Here is a 21384-nt window from a genome sequence, read left to right as displayed (position 1 = left end):
ATTACTCCCGAAACTTTCATGCTTTAACAAGAAAAAGAACCCGTAATCAGGGTTCTTCAGACAGTCACTTATATGCCGCTTGTATTCATCAGGACGACCCGCCAGCCGTCAGGATCTTCGATGGTCACGCCTTTTTCTTCCCAGTACGGGTTTTCGGGTGCTTTCTCCTCATATCCCATCTGCTTTAATGTCGTGCTGATGCGGATGACCTCCTGCTGATCCTGGATGTAAAAGACAAGCAGGCTGTCGCCGTGCGGAACGGGCGCCGGCTGAGACGCGCCGGTTTCTTCGGTGAATTCTAAGTGATATTGCGTATGGGGCAGGCCGAACATGACGCCGCTGTAGCCCTCATGTCCGGAAAAACTGCTGACCCTCTTCAGCCCGAGGCCCTCTTCATAAAACCTGATGATTTCTTTGAGCTGTCCGGTCGGCCGGGCAATCCGGATTTGCGCCGCTTGAAATTGAGGAAATTCAATTGTCATCATCATCCCTCCCTTAATGCCATTATATAAAAGCGCTTTCTTTTTTTCGTCTGCCGAACGGACGGCATTCTCTCATTCTTTCGGATGAAAAAAAGCCTCAAGACATTGCTTGAGGCTTTACGCACCTGCCGGAACACCGCCGTCATCAAAGCGCCTTTCCAGGTTTACGAACTTATTGTATTCTTTCACAAAAGCCAGTGAGACGGTGCCCACCGGGCCGTTACGCTGTTTGGCAATAATGATTTCGATGATGTTTTTGTTTTCGGATTCTTTATCATAGTAATCATCACGATACAGGAAGGCGACGATGTCGGCATCCTGCTCAATACTTCCCGACTCACGGATATCTGACATCATCGGACGTTTATCCTGCCGCTGCTCAACACCCCGGGAGAGCTGAGACAGGGCGATGACCGGGACTTCAAGCTCCCGCGCCAGCGCTTTTAGCGCCCGTGAAATTTCCGATACCTCTTGCTGGCGGTTGTCGCTTGAACGGCCGCTTCCCTGAATGAGCTGCAAGTAGTCAATTAAAATCATGCCCAATCCGTTTTCCTGCTTCAGCCTGCGGCATTTTGAACGGATTTCGCTGACGCGGATGCCGGGGGTGTCATCTATAAAGATACCGCTGTTTGACAGACTTCCCATCGCCATCGTCAGCTTGCCCCAATCTTCTTCCGTCAGATTTCCCGTTCTGAGATTTTGGGCATTAATATTCCCTTCAGCGCAGAGCATACGCATGACAAGCTGCTCGGCACCCATCTCAAGACTGAATATCGCGACGCTCTCATCCGTTTTGGTGGCCACGTTTTGCGCAATATTTAAGGCGAACGCCGTTTTCCCCACAGACGGACGGGCCGCGACAATGATCAAATCATTCCGCTGAAAACCCGCCGTCATCCGGTCAAGCTCAATAAAACCAGTCGGAATCCCGGTAATATCGCCTTTCCGGTTGTGAAGCTGCTCAATGTTGTCGTATGTTTGCACAAGCACGTCTTTGATATTTTGGAAGGCGCCCGAATTTTTTCGCTGCGCGACCTCCATAATCGTTTTTTCCGCATCGCTTAATAAATCTTCAACTTCATCCTCGCGCGTATACCCGTCTTGAGCGATCGAGGTCGCCGTTCTGATTAAACGGCGGAGAATCGATTTTTCCTCAACGATTTTCGCGTAATATTCTATATTAGCCGCTGTCGGAACGGAATTCGCGATGTCCGTCAGGTAAGAGACGCCTCCCACCTCTTCTAACAAATCGGTATTCGCAAGCTCTGACGTTACCGTGACCAAATCAACCGGTTCACCGCGGTCTCCGAGCACGAGCATGGCATTGTAAATTTTTTGATGTGACATTCTGTAGAAATCATCCGGAATCAACACTTCAGAAGCCAGTGTTAACGCAGACGGCTGTAAAAAAACAGCACCTAACACGGCCTGCTCAGCTTCTATGTTTTGCGGCGGCAGCCGATCATTCAGAAGGTCTGTCATGCTAAGCACCGTCCTCTCCTTAAAAAATATCCAAACTCCATTTTACCATTTCTCAAGAAAAAGAATAGAAAAACATCACTTTCCCTGTATTTGTCAAACAGCGGCTGCGTGTTTCACCATTCCGAATGCTGGGAAACAAATAAATAAATCGAAACCAGGAGGTAAGAAGGATGAAAACATATGCAGTAACACCCAGTATTGATGCGGACGGATGGTTTGTGAAGGTGGAAAATGTGGCGCCGACGGCTCTTTATACATCAAAGGACGCGGCGATCGAGAAAGCGGAGCAGACGGCTAAAGAGAACAGCCCGTCTAAGCTTGTCATTTATGATCAGCATAAAAACATTGAAGAAGAACGGTCCTTTTAAGAAAAGCCTTCGCCCGAGCGAGGGCTTTTCTTATTCGATGAAACGGATGTGCAGCACCGTCTGCGCCATGAGATCGGCCGTTTTTTGATACAGCTCCCATTCTTCACAGGCGGCGAATACTTTCATCATGTCCTGCAATGTCTGTTTCAGTATGATAAATTCGTCAATTGTCCGCAGTTCTGCGGCTTTTTTCTGATAATCAGCCAGCTTCAGCTGTAATAACATCAATGGCGATTGCATAAAAAACCTCCCCCATTCTGTTATAAAGCCCCGCTTTTCAAACCTCCATTCCTTTGTCATATCCTCTTACGATAGATTTCTGATTTTAGTACAATAAAGAAACGGAAGGAGTGATCACATGAAACCGCTGCAAATTTCCGCCGAAACGGCGCAAAAGCTCGCAGAATCACTGAATATGCCGCTTGAGAGAATCATGCACATGCCTCAGCACATTCTGCTTGCCAAATTAGCTGAAGTCCAAAAAGAGAACGATCACAAATAAAGGCTGCTCTCTCATATATATGTGCGGGAGGCGGAAGCGATGGCTTTCCGCCTCTTTTTTTGTGAAGAAAATTTTGGCAAAACATTCTTTGAACGGAACCGCTCCGATTTTAACCGTCTCACAGCTGAAAAAACTTGTTGACGAAGGAAAAGTGAAATATTTCTTATTATCCGGAAACAATTCAGGCAACACGAAGCTTGTCTCATGGATGAAAAAGAACGGCACAAAAATCTCAGCTGACCAATACAGCACCGGAAAAACAAGCTCAGCCCGGCAAGGAATGACGGGCGGCCCGGGCGGACAAAGTCAGCAGACTCTGTATGAGATGAAAAAATAGCTCGGAAAGAGGCTGGATAGTTAAACACCGGCCTCTTTATTTTGCTCTTGAAGCACCTTCCATGCGGCGCCGGTATCATTCAGAAAAATGATTGATAAATCCTTTCTATTTTTGAAACCATCAGTTCCTGACGCAGATGCCGGCCGGCATAGGAGCGCGCTTCTTTTCCAAGCCGTTCCCTGAGAGACTGATCCGTAATCAGCATTACGAGAGCATCAGCAAGTTCGCGGCTGTTGCCGGGCTGACAAATAAGCCCTGTGGCCTCATGCCGGATCATCTCAGGGATTCCTCCGCAGTCAGTTGCGACAATGGCTTGACCTGAGAACATCGCTTCGATGATCGCTATAGGGAAATTATCATTCAATGTCGGCAGGACAAATATAGATGATTCAGCCAAAAGCGCCGGCACATCACGTCGTTTTCCGAGGAAAAACACATTTGAGAGGCCCAGTTTCCGTCTCTTCTCTTCCAGAAACCCTCTCATGTTTCCGTCTCCGATGATCCATATATCAACTCCGGATAAATGGTGCCGGATGCGGGCGAGAGCGTCCAGCAGCACATCATGTCCTTTTCGCTCGGTCAGACGGGAAACGCACGCAATCACGAGCTTTTCAGCACGTTTTGACTCAGGGGCATCCTGAATATCAATGCCGGTATGAACAGTCGTCAGCTGAGCCTCCTTCGCTCCGTACTCCAGCAAGGGCTCGTGAAAGGAGTCGCTGATTGTAATGATTTTATCCGAAGCCCGAATACCCTGCCTTTCTATTTCACTGAAATATGCCTCTTCTATTGAACCCTTTTGGATTTTATGAAACTTCATCCGGCTTTTCGTAAAATGTCCGTGCGGCGTGAAAAAAAGAGGACGCTGGTACGTTTGATTAAGGTATCCCAGCAAAAATACCGCAAATAAATCCTGCGCGTGAAACAGGTCATATTGTTCTAAGTCTTTCTCCTTCAAAAATCTTTGAAAGACATGTAAATAGCTGAGATTCTTCACAAACTTTTCGTTTGCGGCGCCGTTTCTGCCAACAAGAAACGCTCTGATCTCGTCAGCGGCCCGCGGGATATCTTCCTGAAAAAAAGATGGCGGCATTTGAAGCGGCGAGATGACATCCGCCTGATGACCGATGCGCTCAAAACCCGTCTTAATTGATGTGATATAACTCGCCAACCCTCCGACATTCGGGTAACGGAGAAAGGTTGCGTACAGAATACGCAATGGCTTTTTTCGTTTGGGGGAGCTTTTTCCTTCCGCACAGAACGAATACAGCATCTCTGGCTCACTTTGATGTTCGATCCCGTAAAATTGATCCATGACGCGCAATAAGGCTGGAGGCACCAGACCGTTCGGCTTGCCGATCTCTTCTTTCACATCCGCTCCCCCTCTCTCAAACTTATAATCCTAATTCCCGTCCCCATTTTGACACTTTGTCAACATGATACGGCAGCAGTTCCCCTCCCCGATTGTCGAAGATTCTCCGCAATTGGGTATGAAGCCCTTTCTCAAGTGTTCTCTGCAAATAAGCCATTTTATAAAGCGTCATAGGAGGGGTCTGAAAATGAATGCCCCGCTTTTTCATTTCTTTCGTATACACTTTTACGCAATACGTCCGAATATCTTCTGCGTGCCGGCTCCAATCTTTTCTGAAGCCAAGCAGAATTTCAACCAGCACCGTCATATCAAACCAAACCGGCGCGTATTTTGCGGATTCCCAATCGATGAATTGAATATCCCACGGTTCATGTCCGGACGCATCGTGGGTGCAGATATTCTGCATATGAAGATCACCGTGTGTGATGGCTGAGCCGTTTTGTATCAATTCAGGGAAAAAATCCGGCTCCTCCTGCTCAAGCAAGTTTGTGATTTGCCGATAATGAGGCTTCACGATATCTTTTGTGCGCTCATCTTTAAGAGCCCTATCCAATAATTCCGCTGTCTTTTTGATCTGCTTTTTACGCCCTTTTCTCACGGTTTCCGATTCGTATACCGGCAGCCACGACCGCCATTTACCGTCAAAAATATTCTTGTTTTCAAAGGTGCGGCTGTGCAATTCTGCGACAGTCGGAATAATATACTTGAAATGCTTCGGGTGAAATGTAAGCTGTCCCCTGATCTGGCTGACAAACTCCATAAATATCCACGTTTCATGGTCACTTTCTTCTATAAGATAGATATCCGGCAGCAAATCCCCTAAAACAGAACGGGCTTTCCCGTATATATTAATCTCGACCTTGTTTTTTTCACGGGAAGATTTATATACCTTCAATATCAGCGGAACAGTGCCGGATTTTTTCTTTACAAACAGTTTATAAATGGCGCTTCTGTCCGTCGATTTCAGGCATGTGATGTCATCCGGATTCACCGCAGCCCTTTCACCGAACGAATACGACAGTTTTTCGTCAATTCTCAGTTTTTGAAATGCGCCATACAAAATCTCCTTTTCATACATGCCGATCTTCCTTCCGCTTCCGTTTCCAGCTGTTTTTGAGATGAGACCAAGTGTTTCTGATAAATGGCATCGGGTCATTCCAAGCAAAAAGAGCGTACTCTTTTTTTCCTTTACACCCTTTCCAAAAATCCCGGAACGTCATTTCTCCTCTTTTTCGTTTCTTCAAAAACGTTAAGAAATAACGCACCTCATAAATCCAGTTGATTCCGTCTTTTTGTTCGAGCTGGGGCTTCACATGTTGTCCGGTCAAATACAGATAGTACATGTAAACGAAATGAACGCCTGCCGGTTCTGTCAGGCTATGGCTGAGCCAAAAGCGCGGATTAATTTCGATAAACTTGTAAACATTGTCCCGGGGATCCTTTTTAAATTCCGCCATGCCTACTCCCTTCAGCTGAATCGCTTCAAAAAACGGCAGGGTCTTCTCGATTAAATCAGGAAGCCGTTTGCTGACGACGTGGGCCCCCGCGCCAAAATCTGCAGGGAATTGATGGTTCTTTTGCAGAGAGAATAAGCCCATTAATTTCATTTGGTCATCATAAAAAGTGGCGACTTTATAAAAACACTGGTTGTCTCCGGGGATGATCTCCTGCACGAGCAGTTCTCCATTTTCTCTGTAGGAGCTGAACTCCTTGCGCAATTGTGCGGCATCCTTCATTACAATTGCTTTTTTGTTTACTTTTTTTCTGTATTCATGGCCGGCCACCGGTTTTAAAATACACGGGAAGTCAATATTGGCGATGGCCTCTTCCAGCTCATCCTGATTGTTCGGAAAAAAGGTTTTCGGGCAGGGGATGTTATGCTTGACCGCTAATTCATATGCTTTGCTTTTATCTAAGACCGTTTCTAACAGAGAGTGGCTCGGGAGCAAAAATAAAAAAAAACCGGCTAATGTCTCGCGGAATTTAGATATAAATCCCGCATAATCATCAGATCCTGCGTACAGAACCGGCTTTGCTTGGAATCGCTTCCCGAAATCAGTCAGAAATGTCAGCAGTTCTTCCTCTTGTGTTAAAGGGCTGGGACATATCCCGCAATCTGCCAATCTTGATTTTCCGATACGATAAGGTCCCTCCGTGTCAAACGCGTAAACATCGATTCCTCTTCGGGCCAGGCTGCGAATGATCCCAATCCCGTTTGCACTGAAATCAAGTACAACGGCTGCATGTTCATGTTTCATGATCTCCCTCCGAGCTGTTGGTATTTTGATAAATCGATTCGATATTTTTTATCATCGTCTCACTGCTTAAATATTTCTCCGCGTAGGCCTTTGCGTTTGAAGCAGCTATCTTCCGCGCAGATTTGTTAGTGATAAAAAACGCTAAAGCCCGGGCAAGAACCTTTACATTTCCCGGCTCGACAATAAGCCCCGTTTTGTTATGGCGAATCAGATCCGGAATACCCCCGCAATCGGTCGCGATGATAGCCGAGCCGCTGAACATCGCTTCAATAATCGAAATAGGCAGACTATCATTAATGGTCGGCAGTACGAATATGTCCGTCATATTCAAAATAGCGGGAACATCATCTCTTTTTCCTAAAAAGGAAACCATAGATAGATTCAATTTTCGAGCCTGTTCCTCTAAGGCGCTCCTCATCTCTCCGTCGCCCGCGATCAGCACTTCAACATGCTCAAGTACATCAGATGGAATTCTCGAAAGGGCGTCCAGTAAATATTTGTGACCTTTTCTCGGGCCTAATCTTGCAATACACGAGATGATGATCTTATTTTTCGGTACCGGGGTTTTTCTTTTCCCGCCTGTTTTTGCATCGTAATCGATTCCTGTGATCACCGTTGTCATGTCTTCCTGTTCGGCTCCGAGCTTCATGAGCGGGCTGCGGAACGTATCGCTGATAATAATCAGGCGATCTGCGTATTCAATGGCTTTCATCTCTAATGTTTTATAATAAATCTCTTCTACCGAGCCTTTTTTAAAGATGTGAAATTTAAGTCTGTTGAAAGTAAACATGCCATGCGGTGTGAAAAATAAAGGTTTTTTATAGATTTGATTGAACCTGCCTAACATATTGGCTGTAAATAAATCTTGAGCGTGGAACACATCATATCTTTCCAAATGAATCTTTTGAAGCATTTGCTCGTATATAAACATCAGCCGATTATTTTTCAAAATATGATCGTTATAATCCCCATATCTGTCTTTAAAGAAATCTTTTAATTTCGGAACAACAGCCGCCCGCATTTCTTTTACCTGTGCGGACGGAAACAGATTAGGGGATATGACATCCACCTTATGACCTCTCTTTTTCAGGCCTTCACTAAGCGTTTTAATATAGTTTGATAAACCGCCCGTGTGCGGGTAGTCCCAAAACGTGGCAATCAAAATGGATAACTTCTTTTTTTTCCTGTATACCGGCGGAATTTGATCTGCATGTTTCATCTGTGTCTTTATGGCTTTCTGTTTTTGCAGGCGCGTTTTGACCCCGTAGTAGCGGTCAAGCGTCTGGATCATATACGGATAGGGGACGGAAAATGTCTTGTTCATTTCCAGATCCTCCGCACGATTTCAAAAGCTTCAGCGTATTCCACACCCGCCGTCATCCCTCTGACTTTTCCTAAATGTTTTACGCCTTCATATGAACGGGGATGAGGGTAATCCCTCATTTCTACGTCATAGTGGTGAAGCGCCGCGAGTTTGGCATCCATTGTGTCTGTGATGTTAACGAAGTAATTAGGCTTGAAGAGTTTATCAGCCGTATTCCTCTCCCACTCGCTTGAAGATAGCGTTTCAAACGTAAGCAGTTCGATAGGCTTTTGATTCGGAAGCGGTCTGGCGGCTGTTAAAACTGCTTGGAATGTTCTCTGGTGGTCCATATTGATATCGCCGTAATGATGTGTAAAGATTTTATCAGGCTGATAGACGCGAATGAGCTGCTCTAATTCTTTGACAAGCTTATGAAGAGGGATACATTCCAGCTCTAAATTCGTGTGCTCCAAAAAGATGACTTTCTCAATTCCAAGCTCTTGATTCGCGCGTTCGCCTAATTGTTTAATATGATGAGCTTCTTCTTTTCTTCCTAATGCCGTAATAACGGAAATCACTTTATATCCTTCATTGATCAGCCGTTTTATGGTGCCCGCTGATCCCAATAGTTCATCATCGGGATGAGCGCCGATAACCATAATGTATTCTGCCATTTTTTCCACACTCCACCAAACAAATGTTACAAATATCATATGACGACCCTAAAAAAAGGAAACTTACATGTGCGGATTTTCAGAAACTTACATGTGCGGCTGCCATTCCAGGTAACGTGACGGATTTAATTTTTTTATAGTGTTCAAAAACTCATCCGCCAAGCCGTATTTGTCCAGTCCTTTTAATAGTTTTACGGGAAACCGGGTAATGGCGGAAAAAGCTCTTTTATGGTCGATGACTTTAAGATTGCCGTATTCATTGATCAGAATGTGCCTGATTTCGGCATCCCATCTGGTAAAACCGATTTTCTTTAATTCATCCAGCATATTTAAAATATCAGCAGTCAGTTTGACGGACAGGGATTTTTCTTGTTTGATATGGCGGGCAAGAGAGGTGCCTTGGACATATTCCATCACAATATAACGATCTCCGTATTCATACAGTCTTGGAATCACCGGGGAACCTTGTCCGGTCTTTAAAGCTGCCAATTCCTTCTTGCATGTCTCTTTTTCAAAGAAGTACTTTACGCATTTGTTGTGTGTTAAACGATAGACTTCCCCGTCTTTTCCGTCACCGATCAGCGGATAGTGCTCCAGCGCCTTTTTATTCTCCGGATGATTAAAATATGTTTCAGAAAAAAATCGTTTCATACCGACACATCCTTCGTTATGATGTAATATAATATGCAATCTGGTAACGATCGGAAATGAAACAATCTCATCATTTTCTTGCGCTGCGCCGTCTGCTGACATGAAAAAAACCCGCCGGATCGGCGGGTTTTTCATTGTATTTTACGCTTCTTCTTTTACGTGAACCTTCAGCACAGCCTGAACTTCAGGGTGCAGCTTTACAGGAACGTTTGTATATCCCAGTGTACGGATACCGTCTTGGAGCTCCAGTTTCCGTTTATCCACTTTAATCTTATGCGTTTTTTGCAGCGCTTCTGCAATCTGTTTGCTTGTGACAGATCCGAATAGACGGCCGCCTTCACCGGATTTGGCACTCAGCTCAACAGTCAGCTGTTCAAGCGTTTCTTTCAAATCTTTCGCTCTTTCAAGCTCGGCAATCGCTTCTTTTTTCTCTTTTTCTTTCTGTCCTTTCAATGCGCTGATGTTCGTCGCATTTGCTTCGACAGCGAGGCCTTTTTTAATGAGAAAGTTATGTGCATAACCGTCTGCTACGTTTTTCATTTCGCCTTTTTTTCCTTTACCTTTTACATCTTGTAAGAAAATAACCTTCATCTCTGAACGCCTCCCTCAAAATATTCATCAATGGCTTCCTTCAGCCGGACGAGCGCTTCTGAGACAGAAATGCCCGATAACTGGGTTGCCGCATTGGTTAAATGCCCTCCGCCATCCAGCGCCTCCATAATAATCTGCACATTGACCTCGCCCAGCGATCTCGCACTGATGCACACCGTATGCTCATCCCGTCTGGCTACCGCAAATGAAGCTTCCACTTCACTCATCGATAAGAGGGAATCAGCCGCCTGCGCAATCAGCACCTGGTCAAAGTACTCCTCTTCGTTCTCAGGAAGAGAAGCAATCGCGATATGTTCTTTATAAAGAGACGTATGCTGGATCAGTTTCGCCCGCTTGATATAAGAACCGACGGATTCTTTGAGAACTTTCTGCACCAGAACCGTATCTGCGCCTTTCGCTCTCAAATAAGAAGCGGCGTCGAACGTCCGCGAGCCCGTGCGAAGGGAAAAACTCTTCGTATCCACTATTATACCAGCTAACAGGGCCGTCGCTTCAATCATATTGATTTTGAGCCGCTTCGGCTGGTATTCAAGCAGCTCCGTCACGAGTTCTGCGGTGGATGAAGCGTATGGCTCCATATAAACGAGCAGCGGGTCTTTAATAAATTCCTCGCCTCTGCGGTGGTGGTCAATCACAACGATGTGCTCGATTTTGTTCACGAGACGCTCTTCCATCACAAGGGACGGTTTATGTGTATCAACGACGACAAGCAGCGTGTCATCATTTGAAATTTCCATCGCCTCTTCCGGCGTGATGAACCGCGACCACAGCTCTTCATATTTTTTAATTTCTTCAATCAGACGCTGAACGCTTGATCCGATCTGGTTCGGATCAATGACGATGTAGCCTTCTTTGCCGTTGGCCTGCGCCACCTTCAATATTCCGATTGCGGCTCCGACTGCGTCCATATCAGGAAATTTGTGCCCCATGATAATGACATTGCTGCTTTCTGAGACAATTTCCTTGAGCGCGTGGGAAATCACCCGGGCGCGCACCCTTGTGCGCTTCTCCATCGGATTCGTTTTGCCGCCGTAAAATTTCACCTTGCCGTTCGGCATTTTGATCGCCACTTGGTCGCCTCCGCGGCCGAGAGCCAAATCGAGGCTGGACTGCGCCAGATCTCCAAGCTCCTTCAAGGAAGAAACCGATGCGCCGATCCCGATGCTGAGGGTCAAAGATACAGTGTGAACGGATGTTTTTTCTCGGATTTCATCCAAAATCGAAAATTTCGCGTTTTCAAGCTCCGTTAAAATGTGTTCATTTAACACCGCGATAAACCGCTCCGAGGACGTCCGTTTCAGGAAAATGCCGTACTCCTGCGCCCACGCATTTAATAATGAGGTGACCTGGCTGTTCATCGTACTTCTCGTTTGGTCATCCAGCCCCTGTGTGACGTCATCATAGTTATCTAAGAAGATATATGCCAGCACGGTTCTCTCATTTTCGTACTGCTTTTCAATCTGAATCTGTTCTGTCACATCAAAGAAATAAAGCAGGCGCTCATCTCTTTTAATCACTACTTTAAACTTCCGCTCATTCAAGGTGATCGTTTCCGAATCGACCTCCTGCTTGATCAGCGGCACGACGGCCTCGCATGTGTCATACAGCGACCGTCCGACGAGCGTGCTTTCATTAAAACAGGAAGACAAAAACGGATTCGCCCACTCAATGTAATATTGATCATTAAACAGCATAATCCCGATAGGCATTTCCATTAATGCCTCTTCGCCTACTTTTTTCAATCTATACGATAACGTGGAGATATAATCGTCAATTTCTTTTCTGATCAGAGAATCCGCACGCTTAATGAAAAACAAGATCACGGCGAGCAGCACAACGCCGATGGCTCCTATCAGCCAGTTAAAGTAAATGCTGATGAGAATTATGATGATTGACAATGCAATCAATGCATAGATGGGATACCGAAACAACGGTTTTTCATAAAAACTAGGCATTTCTATCAACTCCCCACCTGTAAGTCACACTCAATTTCGCGTCACCTTATTTCTTATGTTAAAGCCTATGTCAATGATGCCTAAGAGGAGATACACGGACAAGATGAGCGGAAAAAGCACCCCCAGCACAATTGCTAATACAGGAACGGCTTTCGGCATCTCCATTTCGCGGCAATAGAAAAAAATAAACGCTAATCCTTGAATACAAATCAGCAAGCTGAGAATAAATCCCCCATTCAATGAAACCGAATACAGCATATGCCCTTTTTCTAAAGGCAGAAACCCTAATATCGTCACAATAAAATACAGAATGACAACGCTTTGCGGGAGTTTGAGCTCTCTAAAAGGCTTCATCTTCGGAAGATCAGGGGAAAATCGCCGTAAAAGCGGCCTTGCCATAGCATAACTGAGGAAAGAAAAAACGATGCCGGTCAATACGAGCACTGTCGGAAAAAGATGTTGAACCGTGCTCAGCTGACTTTCCATCAGCTTGATCTGCTTCCCGAACTGGTCTCCATAACCGAGCTGCTTTGACATGGTATCAGCCACAGACAGCGACTCCCGAAGCTGGGACATGGTGGTATCAACCACATTCATATTAAGAAACACGATGCTGACCACAAAAAAAACGACGCCGCACAGCACATACGCCATAGCGCCGGCAGCAACCGCATAGCCGGGCTGTTTCTTTTTAAAATAATATCCCATGGCGATTCCCGTACAGGCCGCCGTAAAAGCGCCTGTAAGCCCGGTAAACGAACTTACAACAAAGCTGACAGGAAGGCTGGCAAGCCCCATCCATACCCCGGGCTTCAGACCGTGCCGAATGGTGTAAAGAATGATCGGCAGCGGCAAAGCAAAGAAAAGAATTGCCCCCAGTAAAGGGAGGTACACGACCAAAAGGGAAATGATTGCAAAAATACTGATCAAAATGGCGCCTTCTATTAGAGCCCTTGTATTTTTCACTTACTCACCTCAAACCTTGTATCATTCGAACATACGAATAGAAAAGAGCAGCTTAGACGACTGCTCTTTTGACGCCGCAATGTCTCTTTCAAGACCTGAATTTTCCATAAACTCTCCAAAATACACGTATATATTTTAACATAAGTCGAAATCGCAAGTAAAATGAGCGCGGACAGCCGCAATGTTCCATGTGAAACATGAAAACAGACAAACGGACATCCCAGTGAAAGAATGCCCGTTGTATCAGTGATCCTGATCATCCATGAAACCAGAAGTATCTCTGTTTTTCTTTTTGGTTTTTCGTACATATAACAAGACGATAACGATAAGTAAGAGAGTGGTCGCCTGCAAAACCCCGCTGCTGAAAAGGAAGAAGTTCTTTATCATGTCCCACATATAGTTTCACCTCTATTTCGTATTTCCTTTACATTGAGTTTCCCTTTCTGGAAACTTCAAAACATCAGGAACAACATCGGGACCGGGGCATATGCTGAAAGTGAAAATGAAGGATAAAGGAGATTCTTACACCATGACTGAGCGGAGAACATTAGCATGGCATGAAACGTTAGAACTGCATGAGTTAGTGGCTTTCCAGGCAAACGGACTTGTGAAATTAAAAAGAACAGAGCGGGACGTAAGCGATGCCAGATTAAAACAGCTTTACAGATTTTCCATCCATTCGCTGGAACAAAATCTGCGTGAACTGCTTCCTTTCTTCCCTGAAGCTCCCGCCTTTCGTGAGGATGAAACAGAAGAGCGCTCTGATTCCTCCTTTTACAGCGGCGGCCTGCTCATTCTGGCCAAAACATCTGTCCGCAATTATGCCGGAGCCATTACAGAGACGGCCACACCTCAATTAAGACACGTCTTCGTCAAGCACTTAAACGCGGCCATCAAGTGGCACCAAATGGTCTTTGAGTATATGGAAGAACGCGGTCAATATCCGGCTTACAACCTGAGCGAATTGCTGAAAAATGATGTGCGCAACGCCAGAAAAGCCATCGCGATGAAATAAAAAAAAGCAGCAAGGAATTTAATCCTTTGCTGCTTCTTATTTTTGAGCGGACTGATCTTGAGGAGACGTTTTTTCCCGGTATGCCTCGAGAAACTCCCGGTTGGCATCTCCCCATTTCTTCATTTGCAAAACGATCGGTTCCAGCGACCTGCCGAATTCGGTAAGAGAATACTCCACCTTTGGAGGCACCTGCTGATATACCTCGCGATGCACGATGCCGTCCGCCTCAAGCTCGCGAAGCTGAAGCGTCAGCATACGCTGCGTAATGCTGGGGCAAATGCGCCGAAACTCATTAAACCGCTTTTTTCCGCCGATCATATGATAAAACAAAATACCCTTCCACTTTCCTCCGATAACGGAAAGCGTCAGTTCAACCGGACAACCTTCTTTATTCGGATATATGTTCATTTTTCATCCTCCATAGTACCTTTTTTGATACTATATGCTGATTAGCATCTGACTTACCCAGTATTTTACTCGCAATCCTCTCCACCTCTCAACAAAAATGCTTCTTTTTCACATCAATTTTTAAGGTTTTGAAGATTACACCCTCCTCAAGACGTGTTAAACTATAAAAAGATTGTTTACACTACAAAAAAGGACAAGGAGTTATTATGGAAAAAATTCTTATTTTCGGACATCAAAACCCAGACACAGATACCATTTGCTCTGCCATTGCCTACGCTGATCTAAAAAATAAACTCGGCTTCAATGCTGAGCCCGTCCGCCTCGGACAAGTCAACGGCGAAACACAATACGCGCTTGATTATTTCAAGCAGGAAAGCCCGCGTTTGGTGGAAACAGCCGCAAACGAAGTAAACGGCGTCATCCTTGTTGACCACAATGAACGCCAGCAAAGCATCAAGGATATCGAAGACGTTCAGGTTCTTGAAGTTATCGACCACCACCGTATCGCCAACTTCGAAACAGCGGAACCTCTTTACTACCGTGCTGAGCCGGTCGGCTGTACGGCTACGATCTTAAACAAAATGTACAAAGAAAATAACGTGAAAATCGAGAAAGAAATTGCGGGCCTCATGCTGTCAGCAATCATTTCCGACTCTCTGTTATTTAAATCTCCGACTTGCACGGAGCAAGATATCGCAGCGGCAAAAGAGCTCGCTGAAATTGCCGGCGTAGATGCGGAAGAGTACGGCTTAAACATGCTGAAAGCGGGCGCCGACTTAAGCAAAAAAACTGTGGAAGAACTGATTTCTCTTGATGCGAAAGAGTTCACGCTCGGCAGCAAAAAAGTCGAAATCGCCCAAGTCAACACAGTTGATATTGAAGATGTTAAAAAGCGGCAGCCGGAATTAGAAGCGGCTCTTTCAAAAGTAATTGCTGAGAAGAACCTTGACCTGTTCCTTCTCGTGATTACGGATATTCTGGAAAACGATTCCCTTGCGCTTGCCATCGGTGATCAAGCGTCAAAAGTGGAAAAAGCATTCAACGTGACTTTAGAAAACAACACGGCTCTTTTAAAAGGCGTCGTATCCAGAAAGAAACAAGTCGTTCCTGTTTTAACAGACGCGATTGCAGAATAATCAACACACCCCGGAAACCAGCCGGGGTGTTTTTTTATTGCTCAATCATCAGACGGCGTTTCGTAAGCGCTTTCTCCGAAAATTATTTTGACGGAATTTAATATAAAATATACAATATATAATATATCACATGGAAGACGTTCGATTTCCTAATTATTGTAAGTTAGCATCACAACATCAGAATCGGGGGTGTCTATCCTGGAAAAACACGCTGCTCTTTCTTATTCACGAACAACAGGCATTTGGCTTGTGCTGACAGGAGCTATCTTATGGGGGGTCTCGGGAACGGTTGCCCAGTATCTGTTCCAGCACCGCCATTTTAATACAGAATGGCTGACTTCGGTGCGCCTTCTGGTGTCAGGGGCGCTTCTGCTCGGCATCGCGTACCGCAAAGAAAAAGGACGGATATGGGCTGTTTGGAAAGACAGACGGGACAGAATTCCCCTTCTTTTATTCGGGATTTTCGGAATGTTAGGCGTTCAATACACCTACTTCGCGGCAATTGAGTACGGCAACGCGGCAACTGCTACCGTTCTTCAGTATTTAGGGCCAGCGATCATTACATGCTTTTTAGCGATTCGCGCAAAGAGAATTCCTTCAGCAAAAGAGCTGCTCGCCGTCTTATTGGCGGTTGCCGGCACATTCATTTTGGTCACGCACGGGAATGTCGGAAGCCTGTCCATATCCGGTCTGGCCGTCTTTTGGGGCATCAGTTCGGCGTTTGCACTGGCGTTTTACACCCTTCAGCCGCATCGTCTGCTGAAGAAATGGGGATCGGCCATTATTGTCGGATGGGGCATGCTGATCGGCGGAGCCGCCCTCAGCTTGATCCGCCCGCCCTGGAAATTTGAAGGCGAGTGGTCCTTTCCTGCATATGCCGCGATCGTGTTTATCATCATTTTCGGAACGCTCATCGCTTTTTATTGCTACTTGGAAAGCCTGAAATATCTGAGTGCCTCTGAAACCAGCCTGCTCGCCTGTGCAGAGCCGCTGTCGGCAGCTTTTTTAGCTGTGATCTGGCTGCATGTTCCCTTCGGAATATCAGAATGGCTGGGTACTTTGCTGATTTTAGCTACCATCGCTTTATTATCTATCAAGAAAAAATAACCTCTCTTTTTTAGAGAGGTTTTTTCCTAGGCCCAGAGCACCCCTTAGTCTCAATTACCCATATATTAAAAGGCCTTTTTTCATTTTACTATCATCCAAAAGAGGAAAATAGACCAGTTGTCAATAGAATCAGAGTCTAATAGAATGATGTCGACAAGTAAATCATGCAGGATTGTTACTGATAAAGCAGGCAAGACCTAAAATGTGTTAAGGGCAAAGTGTATTCTTTGGCGTCACCCCATACATATTTTAGGTCTTTTTTTCTGTAACAAACCTGCCATCCATGAATGCAGGAGGATCGAATCGGCAGATCGCAAAAAAGGTACATACAAAAGGAGACATGAACATGAACATCAAAAAATTTGCAAAACGAGCCACAGTTCTAACTTTTACGACTGCACTTCTGGCAGGGGGAGCGACTCAAGCCTTCGCGAAAGAAAATACCCAAAAACCTTACAAAGAAACGTACGGCGTCTCTCACATCACACGCCATGATATGCTGCAGATCCCTAAACAGCAGCAAAGTGAAAAATACCAAGTGCCTCAATTCGACCAATCAACAATTAAAAATATCGAGTCCGCAAAAGGACTGGATGTGTGGGACAGCTGGCCGCTCCAAAACGCTGACGGAACAGTAGCTGAATACAACGGCTATCACGTCGTGTTTGCTCTTGCCGGAAGCCCGAAAGACGCTGATGACACATCCATCTACATGTTTTATCAAAAAGTCGGCGACAACTCGATCGACAGCTGGAAAAACGCGGGCCGTGTCTTTAAAGACAGCGATAAGTTCGACGCCAACGATGAAATCCTGAAAGAACAGACACAAGAATGGTCCGGTTCTGCAACCTTTACATCTGACGGGAAAATCCGTTTATTCTACACTGACTTTTCCGGTACACATTACGGCAAACAAAGCCTGACAACGGCGCAGGTAAATGTGTCAAAATCTGATGACACGCTCAAGATCAACGGAGTGGAAGATCATAAAACGATTTTTGACGGTGACGGAAAAACATATCAAAACGTTCAGCAGTTTATCGATGAAGGGAACTATACATCCGGCGACAACCATACGCTGAGAGACCCTCACTACGTTGAAGACAAAGGCCATAAATACCTTGTATTCGAAGCCAACACTGGAACAGATAACGGATACCAAGGCGAAGAATCTTTATTTAACAAAGCGTACTACGGCGGCAGCACAAACTTCTTCCGTAAAGAAAGTCAGAAGCTTCAGCAAAGTGCTAAAAAACGCGATGCTGAATTAGCGAACGGCGCCCTCGGTATGGTAGAGTTAAACGATGACTACACATTGAAAAAAGTCATGAAGCCGCTGATCACTTCAAACACGGTAACTGATGAAATCGAGCGCGCGAATGTTTTCAAAATGAACGGCAAATGGTACCTGTTCACTGATTCACGCGGTTCAAAAATGACGATCGACGGTATTAACTCCAACGATATCTACATGCTTGGTTATGTATCAAACTCTTTAACAGGTCCTTACAAGCCGCTGAACAAAACTGGTCTTGTACTGCAAATGGGTCTTGATCCTAACGATGTAACGTTCACTTACTCTCACTTCGCAGTGCCGCAAGCCAAAGGCAACAATGTCGTGATCACAAGCTACATGACAAACAGAGGCTTCTTTGAGGATAAAAAGGCAACATTTGCGCCAAGCTTCTTAATGAACATCAAAGGCAAGAAAACATCCGTTGTTAAAAACAGCATCCTTGAACAAGGACAGCTTACGGTTAACAACTAATAACAACAAAAAGAAAATGCCGATACTTCATTGGCATTTTCTTTTATTTCTCAACAAGATGGTGAACTCAATCATGGCACGAAAATGGCCCGTTGTAATATTGATCTTTTTGGGTGCGTTCCTGTTTGTCGGCTTACTGCCGAACAAAAGCCACAATTCCTCTGACACAAACACGGAGCATAAGAAGGATTACCGGGCGGCGTATCATTTTACGACCCCGGACAAATGGAAAAACGACCCTCAAAAGCCCATTTTTTTCGAGGGGAAATATCATTACTACTATCTTTATAATCGGGATTACCCGAACGGCAACGGCACAGAATGGCGGCACGCCGTATCAGAGGACTTGGTGCACTGGACGGACGAAGGCACGGCTATTCCGAAATACACCAACGAAAACGGCGATATATGGTCCGGCTCTGTCGTCATTGATAAACACAACACCGCGGGCTTCGGCAAAAACGCGCTGGTCGCCGTCACAACGCAGCCGACAGCCAAAACAAAAGCCCAGGAACAATATTTATGGTACAGCACGGACAAAGGAAAAACGTTTACTTCCTATAGTGATCAGCCCGTGATGAAAAATCCGGGAACTAAGGATTTCCGGGACCCGAAAGTGATCTGGGATGAACAGGATGACAAATGGGTGATGGCCATGGCCGAAGGCGAAAAAATCGGTTTTTATGAATCACCCGATTTAAAAAATTGGAAATACACGGGCGGTTTTATCACTCAGCAGATCGGCCTCGTCGAATGCCCCGACCTTTATATGATGCGTGCAGATGACGGAACAGCCAAGTGGGTTCTGGGCGCAAGCGCAAACGGCAAACCCGCAGGCAAACCGAATACGTACGCGTATTGGACCGGAAACTTTGACGGGAAGGAATTTACCGCCGATCAAGAAGAACCGCAATGGCTCGATTACGGCTTTGACTGGTACGGCGGCGTCACATTTGAGGACGGTAATAGCGAAGATCCTCTGACAAAACGCTATGCGCTGGCATGGATGAACAACTGGGATTATCCGAATGAAACACCGACACTAAAAAACGGCTTTAACGGCACGGATTCTATCGTCCGTGAAATCCGCCTTCAGCAGCAGGAAGGCGGCACATACAGCCTAGTGTCAGAGCCGGTTGAAGCATTGAACCAATTAACCTCTTCAACTGACAGCATAGAACACAAACAGGTGAACGGTTCAGAGACACTGCCGATCACAGGTGATACATATCAGCTTGATATGGATATCGCTTGGTCAGATATCAAAAATGCAGGCGTCAGACTCAGAGAATCAGCAGACCAAAGTCGGCATATTGATGTCGGTATTTCGGCAGAAGACGGCTATGCCTATGTGAACAGATCGTTTACAGACCAGCCTGATAAAACCGGTGCATACGCCGAAAGCAAAGCCCCATTTGACGGAAACAAAGGGCGCGTCCATCTGAAAATTCTCGTAGACAAAACAAGTATTGAAGTATTTGCAGACGACGGAAAAACCGTTTTGACAAATGAAGTGTTCCCAAAACACGAAGATCAGGGAATCACGCTCTTTTCTGAAGGCGGCTCCGCTGACTTTCAGCATATTGAGATGAAGCATCTCGGTTCGATTCATTCTTAGACGTCCCTCTTCATTTCTAACCAGCGCCCGGACTGTGGTAAAATGCAAATATGTATACTACGATTCATGAGGTGTTCCATTGGATAATCAAAACAAAGAACCTGTGCTGAAAAGAACCATCATGCGGGACGAAGTGTATCGCACACTCAGAAACTGGATCATAACGGGCAAGCTCAAACCGGAAACAAAGTTAAAGGACAAGGATTTGTCGGAAACATTGGGAATCAGCCGCACCCCGATACGGGAAGCCTTATTGCGGCTGGAAGATGACGGCTTGGTGATAACAAAAGCGAACAGATGGACGCTTGTCGCTCCGATTGAGTTAAAAGAAGCGGAAAACTTGTATTCCATCGTCTGGACGCTTGAAAAACTCGCATTGCAGCAAGCTCTCCCGCATGTGGACGATGCCGTGATTCAGGAATTGAAACAGCTGAATGAAAATCTTCTTCAAACAATGAAAGACGGCGATAAACTGGCCATCCTGGAAGCGGACAATGCATTTCACCATCGCATCATTCTGCTTGCGGACAACGCCGAACTTCACAAATTGCTTGTAAGCCTGAAAGTCAAAATTCAGAGAATGGAAATCCGCTATTTCAGTGAAAACGGCGCTTTAAACAGATCATATAATGAACACTCTGATATCATTCACGCATTAGAACAGCAAGATGCCGCCGCTGCTTTTACAGCGCTTGAAGCGAATTGGAAAAACAGTTTAGAACGGCTGCAGAACATGGCATAGCAAACGAAACAGCCAAATCACTCATATGATTTGGCTGTTTTACGGATATCACAAGACAGCCGCGTTGGCTGTCTTGTTTACTTTTTGTTTATATATAAATACATACCGTAATCCGTCGGCACAGAAGCATACCCCATCTGTCTGAGCATGGCTGTTATATTCCCGCGATGATACGTTCCGTGGTTCACAACATGGAGGATCATATCGGCCGCTGCGGTTTTCATGATGTCTCCTGACGGATGCTCTATTTCAAGGGGGAGACTGATATTTTCTTCCTTTTGCAAAAATAATTGATATCGATCTGATAATTCCAAAAACATATCTTCCAGCTCTTCTATCTCTTTAGACAAGATGTCCTCTTTTTGCTGTTCAGCTGATTTCAGCGTATCCTCCAGACGCTCTCCGGAGAACACATCAAACCACCCCTTATCCGACAGATACACATGAGTCAATACACCGGCTATCGACGGAAAGACACTTTGAATCTCCTTACGGTACACATCCTCCGGAAGCTCTTTAAGCCGGGTGAATATTTGCTGATTTGCCCAAAGATGATAATCATACAATTGCAGTGCCAGATGTCCCACATTACCCTCTCCTCTCTCGATATAGAACGTACGTTCCTCAT

At 45.5% G+C, this 21384-nt stretch carries 23 protein-coding genes and 1 pseudogene; 9 read left to right on the top strand and 15 right to left on the bottom strand.

Going from position 1 to position 21384, the window contains the following annotated elements; all coding sequences use genetic code 11:
- Window positions 1–68 precede the first annotated feature (68 nt).
- Together V7728_RS14755 and dnaB are read right to left on the bottom strand one after the other, a co-directional pair.
- Complete coding sequence (locus V7728_RS14755; RefSeq protein ID WP_099567238.1) at window positions 69–482, bottom strand: VOC family protein; 414 nt, start codon at window positions 480–482, stop codon at window positions 69–71.
- A 117-nt stretch (window positions 483–599) separates the two neighbouring features.
- Window positions 600–1964, bottom strand: coding sequence for a replicative DNA helicase (gene dnaB / locus V7728_RS14750; protein ID WP_004393100.1), 1365 nt, complete (start codon window positions 1962–1964; stop codon window positions 600–602).
- Window positions 1965–2134: 170 nt separating this feature from the next.
- On the opposite strand from dnaB, the gene V7728_RS14745 reads away from it, so the two are divergent.
- Complete coding sequence (locus tag V7728_RS14745) at window positions 2135–2332, top strand: DUF2188 domain-containing protein (RefSeq protein WP_025285570.1); 198 nt, start codon at window positions 2135–2137, stop codon at window positions 2330–2332.
- A gap of 30 nt (window positions 2333–2362) precedes the next feature.
- On the opposite strand, the gene V7728_RS14740 is transcribed toward V7728_RS14745, so the two are convergent.
- Entirely contained in the window at window positions 2363–2572 is a 210-nt protein-coding gene (locus tag V7728_RS14740; RefSeq protein ID WP_015418617.1) for a hypothetical protein, read from the bottom strand.
- Between the two features lie 118 nt (window positions 2573–2690).
- Here V7728_RS14740 and V7728_RS14735 point away from each other — a divergent pair, with 118 nt between their 5' ends.
- Together V7728_RS14735 and V7728_RS14730 are read left to right on the top strand one after the other, a co-directional pair.
- A complete protein-coding gene (locus V7728_RS14735) occupies window positions 2691–2834 on the top strand; it encodes a YycC family protein (RefSeq protein WP_007407902.1) in 144 nt (47 codons plus the stop codon).
- A gap of 85 nt (window positions 2835–2919) precedes the next feature.
- Window positions 2920–3171: pseudogene (locus V7728_RS14730) on the top strand (hypothetical protein); the annotation flags it as partial.
- 79 nt (window positions 3172–3250) lie between these two features.
- Here the strand turns inward: V7728_RS14730 and V7728_RS14725 are convergent.
- The 10 genes from V7728_RS14725 to V7728_RS14680 form a co-directional block, all read right to left on the bottom strand.
- A complete protein-coding gene (locus V7728_RS14725) occupies window positions 3251–4543 on the bottom strand; it encodes a glycosyltransferase family 4 protein (RefSeq protein ID WP_099567240.1) in 1293 nt (430 codons plus the stop codon).
- Window positions 4544–4565: 22 nt separating this feature from the next.
- The gene (locus V7728_RS14720) at window positions 4566–5621 is read right to left on the bottom strand and encodes a phosphotransferase (protein WP_099567241.1); all 1056 of its coding nucleotides are present in this window, start codon (window positions 5619–5621) and stop codon (window positions 4566–4568) included.
- Entirely contained in the window at window positions 5614–6801 is a 1188-nt protein-coding gene (locus tag V7728_RS14715; protein WP_007614989.1) for a carboxylate--amine ligase, read from the bottom strand. Before V7728_RS14715 ends, V7728_RS14720 begins: the two co-directional genes overlap by 8 nt.
- On the bottom strand, window positions 6791–8125 hold the full coding sequence (locus tag V7728_RS14710) for a glycosyltransferase family 4 protein (RefSeq protein WP_099567242.1): 1335 nt from the start codon (window positions 8123–8125) through the stop codon (window positions 6791–6793). Before V7728_RS14710 ends, V7728_RS14715 begins: the two co-directional genes overlap by 11 nt.
- Window positions 8122–8778 (bottom strand): PIG-L deacetylase family protein, encoded by a 657-nt coding sequence (locus tag V7728_RS14705; protein WP_023357224.1) that lies wholly within the window; start codon window positions 8776–8778, stop codon window positions 8122–8124. Before V7728_RS14705 ends, V7728_RS14710 begins: the two co-directional genes overlap by 4 nt.
- 87 nt (window positions 8779–8865) lie before the next feature.
- Window positions 8866–9564: a kinase gene (locus V7728_RS14700; RefSeq protein ID WP_025285575.1), complete on the bottom strand. Its 699-nt coding sequence runs from the start codon at window positions 9562–9564 to the stop codon at window positions 8866–8868.
- A 6-nt stretch (window positions 9565–9570) separates the two neighbouring features.
- Window positions 9571–10020: a 50S ribosomal protein L9 gene (rplI, locus tag V7728_RS14695; protein WP_004393063.1), complete on the bottom strand. Its 450-nt coding sequence runs from the start codon at window positions 10018–10020 to the stop codon at window positions 9571–9573.
- Window positions 10017–11996, bottom strand: coding sequence for a DHH family phosphoesterase (locus V7728_RS14690; protein ID WP_007407911.1), 1980 nt, complete (start codon window positions 11994–11996; stop codon window positions 10017–10019). Before V7728_RS14690 ends, rplI begins: the two co-directional genes overlap by 4 nt.
- A 30-nt stretch (window positions 11997–12026) precedes the next feature.
- Complete coding sequence (locus V7728_RS14685) at window positions 12027–12962, bottom strand: YybS family protein (protein WP_099567243.1); 936 nt, start codon at window positions 12960–12962, stop codon at window positions 12027–12029.
- Between the two features lie 243 nt (window positions 12963–13205).
- Window positions 13206–13358 carry a hypothetical protein gene (locus V7728_RS14680; protein WP_004393059.1) on the bottom strand — a complete coding sequence of 51 codons (153 nt, stop codon included), beginning with the start codon at window positions 13356–13358 and terminating at the stop codon, window positions 13206–13208.
- 133 nt (window positions 13359–13491) lie between these two features.
- Between V7728_RS14680 and V7728_RS14675 the strand changes: the two genes are divergently transcribed.
- Window positions 13492–13977 carry a spore coat protein gene (locus V7728_RS14675; RefSeq protein WP_099567244.1) on the top strand — a complete coding sequence of 162 codons (486 nt, stop codon included), beginning with the start codon at window positions 13492–13494 and terminating at the stop codon, window positions 13975–13977.
- A gap of 36 nt (window positions 13978–14013) precedes the next feature.
- On the opposite strand, the gene V7728_RS14670 is transcribed toward V7728_RS14675, so the two are convergent.
- Window positions 14014–14385, bottom strand: coding sequence for a winged helix-turn-helix transcriptional regulator (locus V7728_RS14670; protein WP_007615010.1), 372 nt, complete (start codon window positions 14383–14385; stop codon window positions 14014–14016).
- A gap of 206 nt (window positions 14386–14591) precedes the next feature.
- Between V7728_RS14670 and V7728_RS14665 the strand changes: the two genes are divergently transcribed.
- The 5 genes from V7728_RS14665 (at window position 14592) to V7728_RS14645 (ending at window position 20756) form a co-directional block, all read left to right on the top strand.
- Entirely contained in the window at window positions 14592–15521 is a 930-nt protein-coding gene (locus V7728_RS14665) for a manganese-dependent inorganic pyrophosphatase (protein WP_004393053.1), read from the top strand.
- A gap of 189 nt (window positions 15522–15710) precedes the next feature.
- Window positions 15711–16628, top strand: a complete 918-nt coding sequence (locus V7728_RS14660) for a DMT family transporter (RefSeq protein ID WP_282996349.1) — start codon at window positions 15711–15713, stop codon at window positions 16626–16628.
- A gap of 346 nt (window positions 16629–16974) precedes the next feature.
- Window positions 16975–18396 (top strand): glycoside hydrolase family 68 protein, encoded by a 1422-nt coding sequence (locus tag V7728_RS14655; protein WP_012118909.1) that lies wholly within the window; start codon window positions 16975–16977, stop codon window positions 18394–18396.
- A gap of 61 nt (window positions 18397–18457) precedes the next feature.
- Complete coding sequence (locus V7728_RS14650; RefSeq protein ID WP_099567297.1) at window positions 18458–20014, top strand: glycoside hydrolase family 32 protein; 1557 nt, start codon at window positions 18458–18460, stop codon at window positions 20012–20014.
- A 79-nt stretch (window positions 20015–20093) separates the two neighbouring features.
- Window positions 20094–20756 carry a GntR family transcriptional regulator gene (locus V7728_RS14645; RefSeq protein ID WP_007409865.1) on the top strand — a complete coding sequence of 221 codons (663 nt, stop codon included), beginning with the start codon at window positions 20094–20096 and terminating at the stop codon, window positions 20754–20756.
- 77 nt (window positions 20757–20833) lie between these two features.
- On the opposite strand, the gene V7728_RS14640 is transcribed toward V7728_RS14645, so the two are convergent.
- Complete coding sequence (locus V7728_RS14640; RefSeq protein WP_012118912.1) at window positions 20834–21343, bottom strand: DinB family protein; 510 nt, start codon at window positions 21341–21343, stop codon at window positions 20834–20836.
- Window positions 21344–21384 lie beyond the last annotated feature (41 nt).

The sequence above is a fragment of the Bacillus sp. JHAA genome (genome assembly GCF_036961585.1).
GTDB lineage: Bacteria > Bacillota > Bacilli > Bacillales > Bacillaceae > Bacillus > Bacillus velezensis.
Note: the sequence above shows the minus strand (reverse complement) of the source record. Positions and strands in the feature narration are given on the sequence as shown.